Origin of the sequence: Micrococcus sp. IITD107, assembly GCF_041927415.1 — a bacterium.
In the GTDB taxonomy this organism is placed as follows: Bacteria; Actinomycetota; Actinomycetes; order Actinomycetales; family Micrococcaceae; genus Citricoccus; species Citricoccus terreus.
Window position 1 is genome coordinate 36,038 of the sequence record NZ_JBHFFN010000004.1, and the last position, 18,547, is coordinate 54,584.

Below are 18,547 nucleotides of genomic sequence, written 5' to 3' on the forward strand. Positions count from 1 at the left end.
GCGGGTCGTGGGGGGCTCGTGCCAGTCTAGCGGCCACGCCCGACCGCGTGGACCGAAGCCCTCAGATCAGGGCCCACTTCCGCATTCTGCGAAATGGTCGCATCCGGCCATCGAGTGTGCACGTCAGAGCGAGGCGCCGCGCGGCCCGTGCGCTGCCCGTGCGCTGACCGGGCAGTCACCGGTCAGTCGCCGGGCACCTGCTCCGGCTGCGGATCGCGCACCCACAGGAGCAGCAGCAGGCCCAGGAACATGACCACCAGAATGGCCGGGACCATGAACCGCGCGTCCCCGGTCAGCGCCACGGCGATCGAGATCAGCGCCGGGGCCAGGAAGGACACCGCACGCCCCGTGGTGGCGTAGAGCCCGTACAGCTCCCCCGCCCGTTCGGGAGTGCTCAGCCGCCCCAGGAAGGACCGCGCCGAGGACTGCACCGGCCCCACGAAGAAGCACAGGGTCAACCCGAAGATCCAGAACGCGGTGGTGCCGTCCAAGAAGAAGACGATGCCGCCGGTGACGATCAGCCCCACCAGGGATGCCAAGATCACCCGCTTGGGCCCCACGCGGTCGTCGATCCAGCCGCCCAGGAAAGACCCGACCGCCGCCACCACATTGGCCACGATCCCGAAGATCAGCACATCCCCCTGCGCCACCCCGTACACGGTCACGCCCAGGATGGCGCCGTAGGTGAAGATCGCCCCGACCCCGTCCCGGAACACGGCCTGAGCCACCAGGAACCAGAAGGTGTTGCGGTCGGTGCGCCACAGGCCCCTGATGGTGCGCCACAGCCGCCGGTAGGACTCGAGGATGCTGACCTGCCTGCCGTCCCCGACGGCACGGTTCTCCGGCACGGTGAAGAACACCGGCAGCGCGAAGATCAGGAACCAGACGGCCGCGAAGACCGCCACCACCCGGACGTTCAGGGCCTCGTCCTCGGTGATGCCGAACCAGTGGGTGTCCCCGCCGATGAACCCCACGTAGAGGATGAGCAGCAGGAAGATCCCGCCCGCGTAGCCGGCGCCCCAGCCGATCCCGGAGATCCGTCCGATGGTCTGCTTGGTGGAGATCTGCAGGAGCATGGCGTTGTAGTTCACATTGGCGAACTCGAAGATCACATTGCCTGCGGCCAGCAGCACCACGCCCAGCAGCAGGTAGGACTCCTGCGGCTTGACGAAGAAGCACATCGCGGTGAGCACCAGCACCACACCCGTGTAGATCCCCAGCCACAGCTTGCGCCGTCCTCCGGCATCCGCCCGCTGGCCGATCACCGGGGCGGTCAGGGCGATGATCACGCCGCCGATCGCGTTCGCCGCAGTGAGCCACTGAGTGCCGCGGTCATCCGGTCCGAAGGCACCGGAGGCCAGGTAGGTGCCGAACACGAACGTGACCATCACGGCGTTGAAGGACGCCGAGCCCCAGTCCCACAGCGCCCACGCGGTCACGTGCTTCCGGTTCACCCGGCGCCGTTCAGGACCCTTCGCGCGGTCCGCCCTCTCTCCCAGCCCCGCTGGGAGGTTCCCGACGACGGCCGGGTGCGTGGCGTCGTCGGGCAGGCTTTCCGAGGGGGTCAGGTCAGCACGGGACGGGTCCGCTGAGCTGTGGGGGCGCGAGGGGCTCATGCCGGGCATGCTACTGGGACCAGGGCACCCACAGGTGAACTGGGTCACCGTCAGCGGGGTGAGTCGGTCAGGAGGAGATGTCCGTGCGGTGGAAGTTCAGGTGCGAGCGGGAGGCCGTGGGGCCGCGCTGGCCCTGGTACCGGTTGCTGTAGGGACCGGATCCATAGGAGTGCTCGGCCGGCGAGGTGAGCCGGAAGAAGCAGAGCTGGCCGATCTTGGACCCGGGCCAGAGCTTGATCGGCAGGGTGGCCATGTTGGACAGCTCCAGGGTCACGTGGCCGGAGAAGCCGGGGTCGATGAACCCGGCGGTGGAGTGCGTGAGCAGGCCCAGCCGCCCCAGGGAGGACTTGCCCTCCAGTCGGGCGGCGATGTCCTCCGGCAGGGTGACCTGCTCGTAGGTGGCGCCGAGGACGAACTCTCCGGGGTGCAGGATGAACGGCTCGTCCGGGGCCACCTCCACCAGTCGCGTCAGCTCCTCCTGCGGTTCGGCAGGGTCGATGTGCGCGTAGCGGTGGTTGTCGAACAGCCGGAAGTAGCGGTCCAGCCGCACGTCCACGCTGGCGGGCTGGACCATGGAGCGGTCCAGCGGGTCCAGCTGCACGCGGCCGGAGTCCAGTTCGGCCCTGATGTCGCGGTCGGAGAGAAGCACGGCACCACGCTAGCCGAATCGTTATGGGATGCGTGCGGTCGTGACTTGTCGGCTCCCCCGCGCAGGCCGAGACTGAGAGTGCCCGGGGAGTGCCTCCGCCTCTCGGCCTCAGGGGGAAGCAGAGGAACCGCCATGACCGAACAGCACGCAGCACGGCGTCCGCACCGGACCCTGCGCCGGGTCATCACCGCCCTGATGGCGGCGGCCTTGACGCTGACCATGGCCGGACCGGCACCCGGAGCACTCCCATCCGTCCCGGTCCAGACCGCGCTGATCAATCGGACCGCGTCCAGCCTCACGGTCCTGGTGAACAAGACCTACCCGCTGAGCCCGCTGACCTACGTGCCGGCACAGCTCACCACGGTGGACGGATTCCAGATGCGCCCGGAGACCGCCACCGCCTGGTCCCGGCTGAAGAAGGACGCCGCCGCCCGCGGGTACAGCCTGCGGATGGTCAGCGCGTACCGGTCCTACAGCTATCAGCGCGACCTCTACCACCGCTACGTCCAGCAGTACGGGCAGGCCTACGCAGACCGGATCTCCGCACGGCCGGGCCATTCGGAGCACCAGACGGGCCTGGCGATCGACATCGGGCTCTCCTCCGGCTCCTGTCAGCTGACCTCCTGCTTCGGGGACACCGCCGCCGGGAAGTGGGTGGCCGCCAACGCCTGGCGGTACGGGCTGATCCTGCGCTACCCGCAGGGCACCGAGTCCATCACCGGCTACATGTACGAGCCCTGGCATTTCCGCTACGTCGGTCCGTCCCTGGCCGCGGAGCTGAAGACCCGGAGCATCACCCTGCTCGAGCGGTACTACGACGGCCGGAACCCCTCCGTCACCACCGATGCCAGCCTGGCGTACGCGATCGCGGGCCAGGGGGCCACCCGGAACGCCACCTTCCGCGGCGGGTACCGCGGTGCCCGGTCGATCCCCCTGGGCGTGCCCTCGGACGTGGTGGCGGGGTTCACCGCGGACTGGGACGTGGACGGGCTGCAGGACGTGCTGATGCAGCGCCGCGACGGAACACTGGTGCTGCGGCTGGGCCGGCGGGGCGGCGGCTTCGGCGGTGGCGTGGTGGTGGCGCGTGGCCTGACCGGGCGTCAGCTGACGGTGGGTCGTTGGGCCTTCGAGGGCCGTGATCGTCTGATCAGCGTGAGCTCCACCGGGACGGTCTATCGCCACACGCACTCCACCGGTCCGGTGACCGGCTCCACCGTGATCGGACGAGTGGCCGCGCCGCGCGAGGTCTTCCTGGCCCGGTTGGACGGCAACTCCTCCATGGACCTGGGCGTCGTGGACCGCAACGGCACGCTGCGCGCCTACCCGAGCAGCAGCACGCGGACCCTGACCGGCACCTCACGGGTGATGGCCACCGGATGGAACTCGTCCACAGCCCTGCACGTGGTCCAGGGATTCGACGGACCCGGCACGCAGACACTGTTGGCACGCCGTCCCAGCAACGGACTGCTGCACGCCCGCACGCTCTCCTCCACCGGCACCCTCGGTGCCGAGCGTGGCCTGGTCCAGGGCCTGGCCTCGGCGCTCATCTTCCGCTAGGGGCACCGGCCGGGGATTCCCGACGACGACGCCTGACGTCGTCGGGATCTCTCGCCATCCGCTGACCTCGCCGCGTCAGAGGAGTCGACGACGTCCGAAACTGGTATATGGTGGAGGGCGCTGCGGGTGTAGCTCAATGGTAGAGCGCCAGCTTCCCAAGCTGGATACGCGGGTTCGATTCCCGTCACCCGCTCTCTTCATGCCCGGATGCGGAGGTGGCCATGCTCGAGGTGCTCTCCGGATTCACCGTGGTCTGGGTGATCATCCTGGTCGGATACATCACCGGCCGGACCGGTGTCCTGGGCCCGCACGCCCAGATGGTCCTCTCCCGCACGGCGTTCTTCGTGGCCAGCCCCGCCCTGCTGTTCGACACCCTCAGCGCCGCCGACGTCCGCGCCGTGCTCGGGCCCCAGCTCTGGGTGGCCACCCTCTCCGCGTTCCTGGTGGCCCTGCTGTACCTGGCGCTGGCCCGGCTGGTCCTGGCCCGCCGGACCGGGTCGGAGACCGTGATCGGGGCATTGAGCTCCTCCATGGTGAACTCGGCGAACCTGGGCATCCCGATCGCCGCCTACGTGCTGGGCGATGCCGCCCTGGCCGCCCCCGTGCTGATCTTCCAGCTGGCCATCTACACCCCGATCTACGTGGCGGCCATGGACACCCTGACAGCACGCGAGGCGCGTCTGCCCGCAGTGACCGGCGCTGAGCATGAAGCCGGTCAGCGCACGGTCCGGGTGCGAGCGCGCAGCCGGTGGGTGGCGTTCTGGCGGCAGCTGGGCGCGGTGGCCCGCAACCCCATGGTGATCGGCTCCGTGGCCGGACTGGTCTTCTCCGCCACGGGCTGGTCGCTGCCGGGTCCGGTGGCCGAGTCGATCCACCTGATCGGCGGGGCGTCGATCCCCGCCATGCTGCTGGCCTTCGGCATGTCCCTGGTGGGGGCGAGGCCGCTGGAGAAGTCCTCCGGCCGTCGTCGGGATGTGGCGGTGGCCTCGGTGCTGAAGCTGCTGGTCCACCCGGCGCTGGCCTATGTGCTGGCGGCGTTCGTGTTCGGGCTGGAGGGCCGGGACCTGCTGATCGCGGTGGTGCTGGGCTCGCTGCCCACCGCGCAGAACGTCTTCGTGGCCGCCTCGCGGTACGAGTCCGGCACCACCGTGGCCAAGGACACCATCCTCGTCACCACCGTGGTGGCCATCCCGGCGATGATCGCCGTCGCGCTGCTGCTGGCCTGACCCCGGCCGGCCCGCAGAACTCCTACACTGCTGACATGGCCGATCAGAACGCTGCTCCCACCTCCGCCGCCGACTCCGCACTGCTGACCACGCTGCGGGAGGGGTACTCCTTCACCGAGCCCGCCATCACCCTGGGCGCGGCGATCACCGAGGACACCGTCCACGCGGACGTCCCGGTACGTCTGCCGCTGGGCATGATGAACCGCCACGGACTGGTGGCCGGCGCCACGGGAACCGGCAAGACGGTGACCCTGCAGGTGATGGCCGAGCAGCTCTCCCAGGCCGGGGTCCCGGTGTTCCTGGCGGACATCAAGGGCGACCTCTCCGGACTGGCCACCGCCGCCACCCCGAACGAGAAGCTGACCGCACGCACCGAGCAGACCGGCATGCCCTGGGAGGCCACCGCCTACCCGGTGGAGTTCCTGGCGCTCGGCGGGGACGGCACCGGCATTCCTGTCCGGGCCACCGTGGACTCCTTCGGCCCGCTGCTGCTCTCCCGGGTGATGGACCTGAACGACACCCAGGAGTCCAGCCTGCAGCTGATGTTCCACTGGGCCGACGAGCGCGAGCTGCCCCTGGACGACCTCAAGGACCTGCGCGCCGTGGTCATGCACCTGACCTCGGACGAGGGCAAGGAGGACCTGAAGGGCCTCGGCGGGGTGGCCAAGTCCACCGCCAACGTCATCCTGCGCGAGATCACCGCACTGCAGGCCGGCGGCATGGACCGCTTCTTCGGCGTGCCGGAGTTCGAGACCGCCGAGCTGCTGCGCCAGGCCCCGGACGGGCGCGGGGTCATCTCCTGCCTGGAGCTGCCCACCCTGCAGCAGAAGCCGGTGCTGTTCTCCACCTTCATGATCTGGCTGCTCGCCGACCTCTTCGCCGAGCTCCCGGAGGTGGGGGACGCGGAGAAGCCCAAGCTGGTCTTCTTCCTGGACGAGGCACACCTGCTCTTCAAGGATGCGTCCAAGGCGTTCCTGCAGACCATCACCACCACGGTCCGACTGATCCGCTCCAAGGGCGTGGGCATCTTCTTCGTCACCCAGACCCCGCAGGACGTCCCGGCGGATGTGCTGGGCCAGCTGGCCAACCGCGTCCAGCACGCCCTGCGTGCCTTCACCCCGGATGACGCCAAGGCCCTGAAGAAGACCGTGTCCACCTTCCCGCACACCGACTACGACCTCGAGAAGGTCCTGACCTCCGCCGGCACCGGTGAGGCCGTGGTGACGGTGATGGACGAGGACGGCTCTCCCACCCCGGTGGCACTGACCCGCATGTGGTCCCCTCAGTCGGTGATGGGCCCCTCCGAGCCGTCCGTGATGGACGGGATCGTCCAGGGCTCCGCGCTGTTCGCGCCCTACGGGACCGAGCAGGACCGCGTCTCCGCGGCGGAGCGGCTGGCAGGAGTTCCCGACGGCGGCGCACCGGCAGGTGCCCCCGCGCCGGCGGGCACGGTGAGCACCGGCGGATCGGTGGGGGCTCAGCAGCCCGGAGCGGGACAGTCCCAGGCGGACATCGACGCCGAGGCACGGCGGATCGAGGCCGAGATCCTGGGGCACGAGATCCCCTCGGCGCCGGCCCCGCGTCAGACGGCAGATCCTGCCCCGCAGGCCGAGCGTCCTGCGGCACGTCAGAAGGCGGATCCCGCCCCCCAGGCCGAGCGCCCCGCACCGCGGAAGAAGGCCGAGCCGAACCCGGCGGCGGACATCGCCAAGGACATCGCCACCGCCGCGGCCACCGCGTTCGGACGGCAGGTGGTGCGCTCGATCTTCGGCACCAAGCGCCGCGGCCGCCGCACGGGCGGCCTGTTCGGCTGATCCCCGCATGAGCGAGGCTCCCCGTCGGTCCCACCGCCGCTCACCGCTGCCCCTGGTGCTCGGTGGGCTCGGTGCGGTGCTGGTGGGGGCGGCCGGGGCGGCGGGCATCAGCTGGGCGAACCATGAGGTCCGCTCCCCCACCGCACCCGTGGAGCAGTACCTGGAGGCGCTCCAGGACGGGGACGGGGCTGCGGCGCTGGGCCTGTCCGGCGCTGCCCTGCCGGAGGGCACCGAGGCCGGGACCCAGCTGCTGGACGGTGAGCCGCTGGCCGCAGCGGTCGCGGACCTGCAGGACCTGGAGGTCCAGGACGCCGGCCACGCCACCGGCGCCGTCACGGGCTCGACCGCGCCCGCCCCTGACACCGAACGACGGCAGATCGAGGTGACGGGAACCGCCGGCGGCACCCCGTTCCGCACCGTGTTCACGGTGAGCCATCAGGGCCGGGACTGGCTCTTCTTCGACCGCTGGGCCATGGATCCTCTCCGGCTGCCCACCGTGACGGTGGAGCCTCGCGGCCTGACCACGGATGTGGGCGCTGCGGGATCCACTCAGGACACGGACGACGATCCCCTCTCCGCCACCCTGAACGGGGCACACCTGCCCTTGACCGGGGCGGACGGCTCCCTGGTGGCCCCACGCCTGGCGGTCTTCCCGCCGGCGCACCTGCAGACCCGGTTCCAGAGCAGCCACCTGGCGTCCGAGCCGGCCCAGCTGACCGTGGCGCGGGCCGGACAGGATGAGGTGCTCCCGTTGACGGTGACCGCCACGGAGCTGGCCGTCGAACGGGTGCAGGAACAGGTGGAGCAGTACCTGGACCAGTGCACCGAGCAGCAGGTCCTGCACCCCACCGGCTGTCCGCTGGACTACCAGTCGGCCCAGCGCGTGGAGCCCTCCTCGATCCGGTGGGAGATGGTCCAGATGCCGCAGTTCGCGCAGGCTCAGCTGATCTCAGCCGGACCCCTCACCGAGGCCACTCTGGAGGGCACGGCACGGATCACCGTCACGGAGAGGGACCTGATGACCGGGGCGCAGCAGCGCGTGCAGGAGGATCTGCCGGTGACCTTCACGGGCACCGTGCTGGTGACCCCTGAGTCGGTGCGGTTCACCCCTGAGGTGAGGTGACGCCGTCGGGAAGGGCCGTTCAGCTGGCGCCGCGGTGGGCCAGGGACTTGCCCCAGGCCTCGATGGCGGACCAGTCACGGAAGTCGCCGTACTGTCCCTTGGCCATCCGGATCTGCAGCTTCTCCAGGAGACCCAGCTTCTCCTCCACCAGGGCGCCCCGGAAGTAGCCGATCTCCTTGGGGTGGTAGGACTCCAGGACCAGCCGCAGCTTCGGGTCCAGCTCAGGCCCGCCACCGGAGGCCAGGATGAACAGGGGCTTGCCGGTCAGCTCAGCCCGGTTCGCATCCAGGAACTTCTTGCCCTCCGAGTCCAGGCTGCCGCGGTAGACGGGCAGGGCGACCAGCACGGCGTTGGCGCCCTGGACCCACTTCTGGGCGTGCGCCGGGTCCTGGACCTCCACGCCCACGCCCTTGTTCTTCCGCAGGACCTCCGCCACGCGCTCGGCGATCTCGCGGGTGGATCCGTGCTGGGATGAGGCAACGACGAGGGTGGTCATCAGGACAGCCGCCTTCGGGTCGGGGTGCGTGTGGTCAGTGGTGCGGCGCGACCAGCAGGCCCACCGGCACTCGTTGTCAGTGTATCCCGCGCAGGTCCAGGTCCAACCGGGTCTCCGGAGTGACGCCGCCGTCAGCCGCCGCATCCTCGCCGTGGACCGTGACCGGAATGCCCCAGTCCTGCTGGTACAGGTGGCAGGCGGCATGGTCCGGGATGGGCTGGCCGGGTTCGCCGTCGCAGGAGGCCGCACGAGCGGTGATGTGCAGGACACCCTCAGGGATCTCCGGGTTGATCCGCAGGGTGCGGGCCAGACCGGTGGAGGTCCCGGCCCCGTCCAGCAGCAGCTCCTCCGGGGAGGCGGAGATCTTCAGCTGCGTGGGGTCACCCCAGCGGTCATCCAGCTTCTGCCCGGTGGGGGCGGCGAAGGCCACGGTCAGCTCCAGGTCTCCAGCGGACACCGGCGTGCGTGGACGCTGGGTCTGCTGGGCGCCCTCATCCACCTGCAGGAACTCCTCCGGCACGGAGAGCCGCACCAGCTGGTGGGCGTTGGTCTCCACCACCACGATGCTCGCCGCGGCACCGTCCGGACCCGGCTCCACCAGGATGTCCGAGGGCTCCTTCAGCCCCCGCGCCACGGTGGACACGTTGGCCGGGGTGGGACGCCCGTCCGCGGCCACCCCCTCCGGGGCGTACCGGCGGATGGCTCCGTTGTAGGTGTCCGCCACCAGCACGGAGCCGTCCGGCAGGGCGGTCACCCCCAGCGGGTGCTGCAGCCGCGCCTGATCCGGCGCGCCGTCCCGGAAGCCGAAGTCGAACAGGCCGGTCCCGACGACGGAGCGCACCTGGCGCTGGACGTCACCTGCCGCCGCGGCCGAGTCGGTAGAGCGCGCCGGGGTGATGGCCCGCAGGGCGGAGGTCTCGGAGTCGGCCACCCAGACGGTGCCGTCAGCAGACTCAGCCAGACCCGAGGACTGGGCGAACCAGGCCGCGTCTGCCGGACCGTCCAGCAGTCCCTCGAGGCCGGTTCCGGCGTACACGGCGAGGTCACCGGTGCGCGGGTCGAAGGAGAAGAGCTGATGGGTGCCGGCCATGGCGATCACCAGGGTGTCCTCTGCGGTGGACCACAGCACGTCCCACGGGCTGGACAGCGAGGTCTGCAGCGGATCGGAGCCGAAGGGCGCCAGGGAGACGGTCACCCCGTCCTGTCCTGCTGACGATCTGGCGGCGGACTCTGCCTCGGCGGAGAGCTCGGCGTCGGTGGCATCCGCCGCGTGGGTGGAACGGTGCGCGGCCTTGGCCAGCTCGGAGTCGATCAGCCGCTGCACGCCGTTGCCGGCCAGGGTGGTCACGGTGCCGTCGGACAGCCGGACCCCACGCAGGCGGTGGTTGACCGAATCCGCGACGATCACGTCATAGCCGACCTGCTCCGCCACCTCGACGGGCAGCAGGGACAGACCCTGAGGCTCGTTGAACAGCGCGGCCTCGGGGCCGCCGTCGTGATGTCCCTTCGTCCCCTCGCCGCCGGACTCACCGGCGCCGCCGATGGTGCGCAGGACGGTGCTCAGGTCCGTGGCGATCTCCACGAGCCGGTGGTGGCCGGTGTCTGCCACCAGGAACGAGCCGGTCTCGGTGCCGCGCTCGCCCAGGGCGATGGCCTTGCCGGGGAACTTGAGGTCGCGGGCCACGGGCTCGGGCGGGACGTAGGGGCCGGAGCCTCGGTGCAGGGTGCCCTTGGCCTCATGCTCGGCGGCCAGCTCCTCCACCAGGGAGGTCAGGCCGGCCACGTGGCCCTCACCGGAGAGGTGCGCGGCGATGTACCCCTCCGGGTCCACCACCACCAGCGTGGGCCAGGCCCGGGCGGAGTACGCCTGCCAGGTGGTCAGGTTCGGGTCGTCCAGGACGGGGTGCTGGATGTCGTAGCGCTCCACGGCGGCAGCCAGCGCATCCGGGTCGGCCTCATGCTCGAACTTCGGGGAGTGCACGCCCACGGTGACCAGGACGTCATGGAAGCGCTCCTCCAGGGGACGCAGCTCGTCCAGCACGTGGAGGCAGTTGATGCAGCAGAAGGTCCAGAAGTCCAGGATGACGATCTTGCCGCGCAGGTCCTCGAGGGTGACCTGCTGGTCCCCGGTGTTGAGCCAGCCGCGTCCGATCAGCTCGGAGGCGCGGACCCGGCTGGTGGCACGGGGGGCTGGTGCGGCGGGGTTAGTGCGGTCGGTGTTCTGGGACGTTGCGGCTGCATCTGTCATGTCCACCATTGTCCCGGATCCGGGCAGTCCGTGTGTCCGTGCGGCCTCATGAGGACACACGCGGGGTGGGATGTCGGGCCGGTGGGGCCGGCGGGCGAAACGGCGTCGTCTCTGCGACATGTCGTACCGGCAGTCGGTACGACATGTCGCAGAGGGGACGCAGAACCGTCGGGGGACCCCGGTCAGGGCCAGCAATTCGGCCTGCCCGGTCCGGCCCGCCCCGGACCGTCAGTGGTGGCGGTCGTCCTGCTCGGTGTTCTGGTCCATGCTCATCTGGTCCTCGGCGGGCGGGGTCTCCCCCGGAGGCACGCCGCCGCCGGGCTCCAGGCCCGTGACGTTGCCCTCCTCCGGGTCCGGGTTGGCCGAGCGGGCGGCGGTCTCCGCGTCCTGGCGGATCTGCTGCTCCGTCTCGCCGGTGCCGGTGTTGGCGTCCAGCTCCGGGTCCCTGGTCTGGTCTGCATGTCCGATGTCGGGGTTCTCAGTCATGGGCCCATGCTTCCAGCCGGACCGGGCGCTCGTGAAGTCCTCCGCTTCCGGCACCGGGGACTAGAGCTCGGCCAGCGCGGCGTCCAGCATGGCCTGCGCCATGGCGGTGAACTCGGCATCGGCCACCTGGCTGGACCCGATGAACGAGACCATCACCGCATGTTCGCCCTGCCGACCCACCAGCACCTGGGCGGTGGCCGGGGCACCGTCCCCACTGACCGGGCTGCGCGTCCACAGCAGGGCCGACTCCACGGCCTGCGAGGTCTCCGCCTCCGGCACCGAGCTGTCCAGCTCGAACGTGGACACCCCGCCCTCGCCGGAGAACGTGCCGTCCACGGTGAAGCTCAGCTCGCCGCAGTCCTGCACCAGTCGGTCCACATTCTGCACGTGCTGGTCCACCACGCCGATGTCCTCCAGCGCGGCGACCTCCACGGTCCCGGTCCCCCGGAAGGTCGCCGAACCCACGTCGATCCGCGAGGCCGCACTGCCCGGGGCCAGCAGCGGGGACCAGTCCACGGCCGTCAGCGCCGACTTGCACTCGGCCGGGTCCACGCGGGTGCCGGTGGTGTTGGACTGCCGCAGCCGCACGTCCTCGCGCAGACCGGACACCTGCTCCTCGGTGGCCACGGCCTGCTCGGTGAAGCCGAAGCTGGCCGCGCGTTCCGCCGCTGCCGCTGCCGCACGCTGGTCCGGACGGTCAGCCTCAGCGCCCTCAGCGGCTTCGCCGTCCTCTCCCGACGACGTCCCCTCGCCCTCCGCAGGCGCGCTGGGCTGGGAGGTGCCGGAGCCGACGTCGGGATGGCCTGCCGGGGTGGAGGCCGAGGTGGCATCCTCCGGCGACTCGTACGCACCGCACCCGGCCAGCAGACCGGCGGTCAGCGACAGCACAGCCAGGGGAGCGAGGGGAGCCAGACCGGCCAGCGGCCGACGACGGGACGGGACAGCGGAAGCAGGGCGGGTCACGGGCGGGGTCCTTCGGTCTCGTCGTCACCGAGGCGGGCGTACATGGCGTTCCACGCCTTCAGCTCTGCCTCGTCGTTCAGGTCGGCCTTGCGGTCCAGCCGCTTGGTCTCCTTCTGGTCGTTGCGCCACCACTGGTAGGCCGCGATCACCGCCATGATCACCGTGGGCACCTCGCCGATCCCCCACATGATGGCGCCGCCGATCTGCTGGTCGGCGATCGCTGAGGGGCCCCAGTCCCGGCCCATGGAGCCGAACCAGGAGGCCTGCAGCAGGGAGTCGGACCCGGTCATGGCCACGCCGATGAACGCGTGGAAGGCCATGGTGGCCAGCAGCAGGACCAGACGCAGCGGGTACATGGTGCGCCGCGGCAGCGGGTCGATCCCCACCATCACCGAGGCGAACAGGAACCCGGTGAGCAGGAAGTGCACGTTCATGAACTCGTGGCCCACGTGCTCGTTCAGGGCAAAGCCGAACACCGGGGTGTAGTAGAAGATCAGGATCGAGCCGGCGAAGTTCATCCCCGCCACCACCGGGTGGGTGATGAACCGTCCCCACCAGGAGTGCACGATCCACAGGATCCACTCGCGCGGGCCCCGGGTGCCGTCCGAGCGGGCGGGCAGGGCGCGCAGGGCCAGGGTGATCGGGGCGCCCAGCACCAGGAACAGCGGGGAGATCATGGTCAGGGTCATGTGCGCCACCATGTGCGCGCTGAACAGCACCTGACCGTAGACGGCCGGCGCACCGGAGGTGACCCAGAACAGCACGATCAGGCCCAGGGTCCAGGAGACCGTGCGCAGGATGGGCCAGGAGTCCCCGCGCTGCCGCAGGCGGATGGTGGAACGGATGTACCAGGCCAGCAGAAAGACGATGATCGCCACCCAGAGCCAGTCCGGCCGCCACACGGTCAGCCAGCGCTCGGGCGTGAGCTCCGGCGGGAGATCGTAGCCGGTGAGGATGCGCGCCGGGGAGGCGTCCGGGGCCAGCTCCTCCGGGACCGGGGGCGAGGTGCGGCCCAGCACGGTGGCCAGGCCCAGGATCGCGCCCATCAGCACCGCCTCCACAGCGATCAGCTGCCACAGCAGTCGCCGCGCGGCCGCCGGAGGCTGCTCGGTGCCGGTGGCCAGGCGCGGGATGATCCAGAGCCGGTGCATCAGGCCGATCGCGCCCAGCAGCAGTGTGCCCACGAACTTGGCGAGCACGATCAGCCCGTAGGGGCTGGTCAGCTGCTCCCACTGGTCCATGCGGATGCCGGCGTTGACTACGCCGGAGATCGCCACGGTGGCCAGTCCCAGCCCGGCCAGCAGCGAGTAGCGCGAGACCACCGTGTGGATCAGCGGCTCCGGTCCCTGGCGGTGCGCCGAGCCCCGGCCCGTGGCACCGTCCGGACCGGTCAGCTGCCCTGAGATCAGCGCGAGCACCAGCAGGCCTCCGATCCACACCACCACGCCGAGCAGGTGCAGGCCGATCGAGTTCACCGCCGCGTTGTGGTCATCCCCGGAGGCCGAGTGGCCGATCAGCGCCAGCGGGACGATCCCCACCATGCCCAGCAGTGCGGTCCAGGCCAGACCGGTCACCGAGCGCACCGCGATCACCAGGGAGGTCACCACGGCGGCGATCACCGTCACCCAGAACCAGGCCTGACCCACCGAGATCGACTCGATGTACCCCACCAGTCCGGAGGTGAATCCCGGGCCCGGGTCCAGCGGCATGCCCGCCAGGTCCGAGTAGCTCAGCACCACCATGGCCAGTGCCGCCACCGTCCAGACGGCGGCGGCCACCGCGGCCACGCGCATCAGCAGCGCGAACGCCGGATGCTCCGGAGCTGCGACCTCATCGGCCCGCTGCTGCTCGCGGTCCTTGGCCGTCCGGCCTCGGCCGGCCCGCCCCCCGGCGGCGTGCGGCGGCAGGATCCCCACGGCAAAGACCAGTGCGGCCAGGGTCACCGGCATCGCGATGTTGTGCACCAGCTTGGCCAGGGGCAGACCCCACCGGGTGACCGAGCCCGGGTCCGAGAGCTCCCGGACCGCGGTGATCCCGGTCAGGCTCGCCGCGATCGCCAGGGCCACGGCGGCTGCCACGGCCACCCCGATCCACACCCAGCGGGGCACTGCGGCCACGGTCCCGACGACGTCACGCCCCCGGGGCGCACCGGAGCCACGCCCCGAGGGGGTCTGCTGGGCAGACCAGGGTGCTGGGGTCGAGTCACGGCGGGGTCGGGTGGAGCGGGGGGAAGGCACGAGGTCCATTCTCTCAGGGTTCGAGGGGGCGGTGTGTGGGCGGGCTGCGGGGTCAGGTGCTGAAGAGTCCCTCCCCCACGTAGCCGCCCTCCTGGCAGCCCGGGGGGATGGCGAACACGGCCGAGCCCACCGGGACGGTCCACAGGTTCAGGTGGTCGGACTCGGCCAGCCGCCGCTGGACGGGCAGGTACTGCTGGTCCACATCGCACTGGTAGGCGGCGAACAGCAGTCCCGAGTCCGAGACCGAGTCCGCACCGGAGGGCCCGTCGTCGTAGTTGTAGGCCCGGCGGAGCATGGACTGCTCCGGGATGTCCGTGCGGGAACGGCGCAGGTGGGAGATGTCCGAGATCACCGGGAACCCACGCTCGTTCACGGCCTCCAGGTCCGGCTCGTCGTGCTCCTCCCTGCCGGTCAGCGGGGCTCCGGTGTTCAGCCCCCTCCCGATCACCTGCTCCTTGGCCGGCCGGTCCAGCTCGTCCCAGGTGTCCAGCTGCATGGCGATCCGCCGCAGCACCAGGGAGGTGCCGCCCTCCAGCCACGGCGTCAGCGGCAGCGGCCCCTCCCCCTGGCCCCACACCACCCGATCCAGGTGCGCGGTGTCCGGGGAGGGATTCGAGGTGCCGTCCACCTGGCCGAACAGGTTGCGCATGGTGGTCCCGCCGGGGTGGGATCCGCGCGCGGAGCGGAACCCGGTCTGCACCCAGCGCAGCGTGGTGAACGCCCGGGTGTCCTTGAGCAGCATCCGCCGGGCGTGCGCCAGGGAGACGGGGTCGTCGCCGCAGAGCTGCAGCAGCAGGTCTCCGTGGCTGTACTCGTCCTGCAGCCGGTCGATCTCGAACGCCGGCAGCGGCCGCAGCCAGTCCGGCATCCGGGCAGGGTCCACGCGCCGGACCAGTTCCGGCCCGAACCCGAACGTCACGGTCAGCCGGGCCGGCGCGGCGGCCAGCTCCGGTTCGGTGTCCGCCAGGGTCGCCCGGCCCTGCGTGAGCCGGGCGGCGTCGTCCGTGAGCAGGCGCAGCATCCGCTGGATCCGCTCACGGTCCGCGTCCGGCTTCAGGTCCAGCGCCAGGAACACGGCGTGCGTCTGCGCCGGGGTGTCCACACCGGCCTGCCGTGGGCCGTAGAAGGGCACGGTGTCCGTCCCCACCGGCGAGCTCACGGCCACGCGCCCGGCCTCGCCTCCCGGCTCGGCCCAGGTGGGATTCCCGACGTCGGCCCCCGCGGCGGGTGCCCCGGCCTCACTCGGTCCGCTGGTCGCCTGCCCCGAGGCGGGGACGCTGGTTCCTGCAGTGGTGGATCCGGAGCCGTGCCCGGCCACGTAGCCCAGAGCGGTGCCGATCATGCCGCCGCCCAGCAGACCGGTCCCCAGGACGAAGGCTCGCCGGCAGGTGGTCCGCGGCTCGGGGTCCTGGACCGGTGCCGGGCCGGTGGACTCGGGATGGGGGTCAGTGGTCGCCATGGCCGTCCTCGTCCGCGTCACCTGACTCAGCCTCGGACTCATCGGGGTCGTCCGCCTCGTAGACCTCGTTGGCCCCGGCGTACTCCTTGGCCACGGCCTCCAGCGGCAGCGTGGTGCCGTCGGCGAACTCGAGGGTGACCAACACCTGCTGGCCCGGCTCGATGGGCTCGGTCAGCTGCATCAGCATGATGTGGTCACCGCCGGGGACCAGCTCCAGGCTCTGACCCGGCTCGATCATGAAACCGCCCTCCTTCTCCTGCATCAGGGTGGAGCCGGTGCCGTCGTCGGCGGTCTCATGCAGTTCGGCCCGCTGGGCGGCCTCGCTCTGGGCGCCGACCAGGTGCAGCTGCCGGTCGGAGTCATTGACGATGACCCCGAAGACGCCGGTCATGTGCTCGTCCGTGGCCTTGGCCCAGGGGTCCGTCACCGAGATCTGCCCGGAGGGAACCGTGGTGCTGGCACTGGAGGTTCCGGTGGCGCCACCGTCGGCGGGCGCGGGGTCGGAGGCGGCGCTGCAGCCAGTCAGCAGCAGGGCGGTCACGCCGGCTCCAGCGCTCAGGGCCCTCAGGCGCCGGGACAGCGCGGTCCGGGTCGGCTGGGTGTTCTGGGGGCTCTGGGTGTTCTGGATGTTCATCAGGGGAGTCCTCGTCGTTGAGGCGCGGCAGCGCGCGCAGAGAAGAAAGCAGGATCAGGAAAGGTGTGCGGATGCGGCCCGAGGGCACGCAGAGAAGGATGCGGCCGATGCCGCATCTCAACAGGGGAACGTCAGGTGCCGGTCAGCCCAGGTTCTTGGCCTTGCGGGCGGCCACCACCAGGCCCAGCACCACCACGGCGACGCCGCCGAAGCCCACGGCCCAGACCCACGCCGGCAGCGGAGCCGACTCCTGCGAGGAGTCCTCCACCACGGTGTCCTCGGCCGGCGCCGTCTCGCCAGCGCCAGGCGCAGTGCTCTCGGCACCGGACGGAGCCGTCGCCGTGCCCTGGTCCTGGGTGGGCTCAGTGCCGGCTGGCGAGGACGGGGAAGCGCCAGCGGCCAGCACGCCGCAGCCGTCAGCCGGTGCACCGGTCTCCGGCCCGTTCGGGTCCTGCACGGTGAAGGTGTACTGCTTCTCCTCCGAGTGACCGTCCGAGTAGACCACGCGGTAGGAGACGTCGTAGTCGCCGTTGGGCATGCCGTCGCAGAGGGCGGCGCTGAGGGTCGGCCCGGTGACGGTGGCCGCTCCGTCCTGCCACTGGTGGCCGTCCTGGTCCCGCACCTGGACGAGATTCTGGATGCCCTGTCCGGTGATCAGGTTGCCGGAGAAGCTCAGCAGCAGCTCCTCAGGAGCGGTCTGCAGGGTGGCGCCGTCGCCGGGCTCGGCGGAGAGCAGCTGGTCGTGGGCCAGGGCCGGAGCGGCGGCCCAGAGCCCGCTGGCGAGCAGTCCGGTGGCTGCGGCGGCGGCCAGCAGGCGGCGGGGGTGAGGGTGGTGCCGTGTCATGGTGTCCTTCGGGGCGCGGGGTCAGACCGGCGCGCCGGGTCGAGTGTCAGCGTCGAGGGGTCAGGGTGCCAACGACCACGACGGCGGACCCCGCCACTGCAGCCCTGTCACCACGTCCCGGAACGGCTGCAGGATCGGAGGGCGATGCCAGGCCGCGCGGCCCTGGCCGAAGACGGAGGGCAGGACCACGGGCACCAGTGTCAGGACAGGGCGGCGCAGCAGCACCCACTCCGCGGCGGTCAGAACCGCCTGCTCGCCCTGACGCAGCAGCAGCACGGTGACCACCGCGGCGACCAGATGCGCGGCCGCCATGGACACGCCGACCTCGGACACAGGCAGGGGCTCGGCAGCGGCCACGGTGAGGTGCTGCACGTGATGCTCATGCCCGGGTGCGGTCCCGGTCTGGATCGGTGCGGCCCCGGGTCCCAGGGAGTACAGGCCGTGGAACAGGCCCTGGCTGAGCAGGACCCCCGCGGAGAGCCGGGTCCACGAGAGCATCCGACCGGCCAGCGCGGTGCAGAGCGGGCCGGCCAAGGCCAGGGTGAGGATGAAGACCAGAGATGAGGGGGTGTCGTCGTGATGGCCTGGGCCGGCCAGCGTATGGGACCCGGCGGCCACCAGGGTGGCGATCAGGGCGGCGCCCCAGCCGCGCGCGAGGCGGCCGGGCCCGGAGCCGAGGTGAGGACGCGGCACGGGGTCCTCCTCTGGCTCTGACGGGCGTGCGGTGCTGATCCAGCAGTCTACGGGAGTTCTACATGACGTAGAAGTCAGCACCTCGAGTCAGGCGGCACGTGCCCAGAGACGGATCAGGGCGCCCCACCGGTGGTGGAGCGCCCTGAGGCCGATCTGAGGATCACTTGCCGGTGGCGGCAGCCTTCAGCTTGGAGCCAGCGGAGATCTTGACCGAGTGGCCGGCCGGGATCTGGATGGTCTCACCGGTCTGGGGGTTGCGGCCGGTGCGAGCGGCACGGTCGGTGCGCTCCACAGACAGCCAGCCCGGGATGGTGACCTTCTCGCCCTTGGAGATCTGAGAGGTGAACACCTCGAAGACGGCATCGAGAACGCCGTTGACGGCGGCCTGCGAGTTGCCGGACTTCTCTGCGACGGCGGCGACAAGTTCACTGCGGTTCATAGCCATAGGTCCTCCTGGACTGGATGGTTGTTTCCATGGGCCCGAGGGGTTCTCTCCGGGCTT

At 71.0% G+C, this 18,547-nt stretch carries 16 protein-coding genes and 1 tRNA gene; 5 read left to right on the forward strand and 12 right to left on the reverse strand.

Features of this window, described 5'->3' with window-relative positions:
• Positions 1 to 182: 182 nt before the first annotated feature.
• Both ACEXHE_RS08465 and dcd read right to left on the reverse strand, forming a co-directional pair.
• A complete protein-coding gene (locus tag ACEXHE_RS08465; RefSeq protein ID WP_374785471.1) occupies positions 183 to 1,616 on the reverse strand; it encodes an MFS transporter in 1,434 nt (477 codons plus the stop codon).
• Positions 1,617 to 1,683: 67 nt separating this feature from the next.
• Positions 1,684 to 2,265 carry a dCTP deaminase gene (gene dcd, locus ACEXHE_RS08470; RefSeq protein ID WP_091695810.1) on the reverse strand — a complete coding sequence of 194 codons (582 nt, stop codon included), beginning with the start codon at positions 2,263 to 2,265 and terminating at the stop codon, positions 1,684 to 1,686.
• A gap of 132 nt (positions 2,266 to 2,397) precedes the next feature.
• On the opposite strand from dcd, the gene ACEXHE_RS08475 reads away from it, so the two are divergent.
• The 5 genes from ACEXHE_RS08475 (at position 2,398) to ACEXHE_RS08495 (ending at position 7,985) form a co-directional block, all read left to right on the forward strand.
• The gene (locus tag ACEXHE_RS08475) at positions 2,398 to 3,822 is read left to right on the forward strand and encodes a D-alanyl-D-alanine carboxypeptidase family protein (RefSeq protein ID WP_374785472.1); all 1,425 of its coding nucleotides are present in this window, start codon (positions 2,398 to 2,400) and stop codon (positions 3,820 to 3,822) included.
• Positions 3,823 to 3,944: 122 nt separating this feature from the next.
• Positions 3,945 to 4,015: transfer RNA gene (locus ACEXHE_RS08480), tRNA-Gly, on the forward strand.
• 28 nt (positions 4,016 to 4,043) lie between these two features.
• Complete coding sequence (locus ACEXHE_RS08485; RefSeq protein ID WP_356967205.1) at positions 4,044 to 5,048, forward strand: AEC family transporter; 1,005 nt, start codon at positions 4,044 to 4,046, stop codon at positions 5,046 to 5,048.
• Between the two features lie 35 nt (positions 5,049 to 5,083).
• Positions 5,084 to 6,862: a helicase HerA-like domain-containing protein gene (locus ACEXHE_RS08490; protein ID WP_374785473.1), complete on the forward strand. Its 1,779-nt coding sequence runs from the start codon at positions 5,084 to 5,086 to the stop codon at positions 6,860 to 6,862.
• A gap of 7 nt (positions 6,863 to 6,869) precedes the next feature.
• A complete protein-coding gene (locus ACEXHE_RS08495) occupies positions 6,870 to 7,985 on the forward strand; it encodes a hypothetical protein (RefSeq protein ID WP_374785474.1) in 1,116 nt (371 codons plus the stop codon).
• A 19-nt stretch (positions 7,986 to 8,004) separates the two neighbouring features.
• Here the strand turns inward: ACEXHE_RS08495 and ACEXHE_RS08500 are convergent, their stop codons facing one another.
• The 10 genes from ACEXHE_RS08500 to ACEXHE_RS08545 all read right to left on the reverse strand — a co-directional run bounded on the left by ACEXHE_RS08500 (position 8,005) and on the right by ACEXHE_RS08545 (position 18,490).
• Complete coding sequence (locus tag ACEXHE_RS08500; RefSeq protein ID WP_374785475.1) at positions 8,005 to 8,481, reverse strand: flavodoxin domain-containing protein; 477 nt, start codon at positions 8,479 to 8,481, stop codon at positions 8,005 to 8,007.
• Positions 8,482 to 8,557: 76 nt separating this feature from the next.
• Positions 8,558 to 10,729 (reverse strand): NHL domain-containing thioredoxin family protein, encoded by a 2,172-nt coding sequence (locus ACEXHE_RS08505; RefSeq protein ID WP_374785476.1) that lies wholly within the window; start codon positions 10,727 to 10,729, stop codon positions 8,558 to 8,560.
• A gap of 228 nt (positions 10,730 to 10,957) precedes the next feature.
• Positions 10,958 to 11,215: a DUF6480 family protein gene (locus tag ACEXHE_RS08510; protein ID WP_091696060.1), complete on the reverse strand. Its 258-nt coding sequence runs from the start codon at positions 11,213 to 11,215 to the stop codon at positions 10,958 to 10,960.
• Positions 11,216 to 11,275: 60 nt separating this feature from the next.
• Positions 11,276 to 12,178, reverse strand: coding sequence for a hypothetical protein (locus ACEXHE_RS08515; RefSeq protein ID WP_374785477.1), 903 nt, complete (start codon positions 12,176 to 12,178; stop codon positions 11,276 to 11,278).
• Positions 12,175 to 14,424 (reverse strand): cytochrome c oxidase assembly protein, encoded by a 2,250-nt coding sequence (locus tag ACEXHE_RS08520; protein ID WP_374785478.1) that lies wholly within the window; start codon positions 14,422 to 14,424, stop codon positions 12,175 to 12,177. The genes ACEXHE_RS08515 and ACEXHE_RS08520 overlap by 4 nt, the downstream gene beginning before the upstream one ends.
• Positions 14,425 to 14,467: 43 nt before the next feature.
• Positions 14,468 to 15,874 (reverse strand): Dyp-type peroxidase, encoded by a 1,407-nt coding sequence (locus ACEXHE_RS08525; RefSeq protein WP_374785479.1) that lies wholly within the window; start codon positions 15,872 to 15,874, stop codon positions 14,468 to 14,470.
• Positions 15,861 to 16,508, reverse strand: coding sequence for a copper chaperone PCu(A)C (locus ACEXHE_RS08530; protein ID WP_374785480.1), 648 nt, complete (start codon positions 16,506 to 16,508; stop codon positions 15,861 to 15,863). The genes ACEXHE_RS08525 and ACEXHE_RS08530 overlap by 14 nt, the downstream gene beginning before the upstream one ends.
• A 142-nt stretch (positions 16,509 to 16,650) precedes the next feature.
• Positions 16,651 to 17,352, reverse strand: a complete 702-nt coding sequence (locus ACEXHE_RS08535; protein WP_374785481.1) for a copper resistance protein CopC — start codon at positions 17,350 to 17,352, stop codon at positions 16,651 to 16,653.
• 60 nt (positions 17,353 to 17,412) lie between these two features.
• Entirely contained in the window at positions 17,413 to 18,045 is a 633-nt protein-coding gene (locus ACEXHE_RS08540; RefSeq protein ID WP_356967223.1) for a hypothetical protein, read from the reverse strand.
• Between the two features lie 160 nt (positions 18,046 to 18,205).
• Positions 18,206 to 18,490 carry an HU family DNA-binding protein gene (locus tag ACEXHE_RS08545; protein WP_091695787.1) on the reverse strand — a complete coding sequence of 95 codons (285 nt, stop codon included), beginning with the start codon at positions 18,488 to 18,490 and terminating at the stop codon, positions 18,206 to 18,208.
• Positions 18,491 to 18,547 lie beyond the last annotated feature (57 nt).

Bases quoted from the DNA above. Each gene is read 5' to 3' on its own strand.
- ACEXHE_RS08465 (WP_374785471.1), bottom strand. From the start codon at position 1,616: ATGAGCCCCTCGCGCCCCCACAGCTCAGCGGACCCGTCCCGTGCTGAC.
- ACEXHE_RS08525 (WP_374785479.1), bottom strand. From the start codon at position 15,874: ATGGCGACCACTGACCCCCATCCCGAGTCCACCGGCCCGGCACCGGTC.
- ACEXHE_RS08500 (WP_374785475.1), bottom strand. From the start codon at position 8,481: ATGACCACCCTCGTCGTTGCCTCATCCCAGCACGGATCCACCCGCGAG.
- ACEXHE_RS08475 (WP_374785472.1), top strand. From the start codon at position 2,398: ATGACCGAACAGCACGCAGCACGGCGTCCGCACCGGACCCTGCGCCGG.
- ACEXHE_RS08530 (WP_374785480.1), bottom strand. From the start codon at position 16,508: ATGAACATCCAGAACACCCAGAGCCCCCAGAACACCCAGCCGACCCGG.
- ACEXHE_RS08495 (WP_374785474.1), top strand. From the start codon at position 6,870: ATGAGCGAGGCTCCCCGTCGGTCCCACCGCCGCTCACCGCTGCCCCTG.
- ACEXHE_RS08545 (WP_091695787.1), bottom strand. From the start codon at position 18,490: ATGGCTATGAACCGCAGTGAACTTGTCGCCGCCGTCGCAGAGAAGTCC.
- ACEXHE_RS08505 (WP_374785476.1), bottom strand. From the start codon at position 10,729: ATGACAGATGCAGCCGCAACGTCCCAGAACACCGACCGCACTAACCCC.
- ACEXHE_RS08485 (WP_356967205.1), top strand. From the start codon at position 4,044: ATGCTCGAGGTGCTCTCCGGATTCACCGTGGTCTGGGTGATCATCCTG.
- ACEXHE_RS08510 (WP_091696060.1), bottom strand. From the start codon at position 11,215: ATGACTGAGAACCCCGACATCGGACATGCAGACCAGACCAGGGACCCG.
- ACEXHE_RS08520 (WP_374785478.1), bottom strand. From the start codon at position 14,424: ATGGACCTCGTGCCTTCCCCCCGCTCCACCCGACCCCGCCGTGACTCG.
- ACEXHE_RS08535 (WP_374785481.1), bottom strand. From the start codon at position 17,352: ATGACACGGCACCACCCTCACCCCCGCCGCCTGCTGGCCGCCGCCGCA.
- ACEXHE_RS08490 (WP_374785473.1), top strand. From the start codon at position 5,084: ATGGCCGATCAGAACGCTGCTCCCACCTCCGCCGCCGACTCCGCACTG.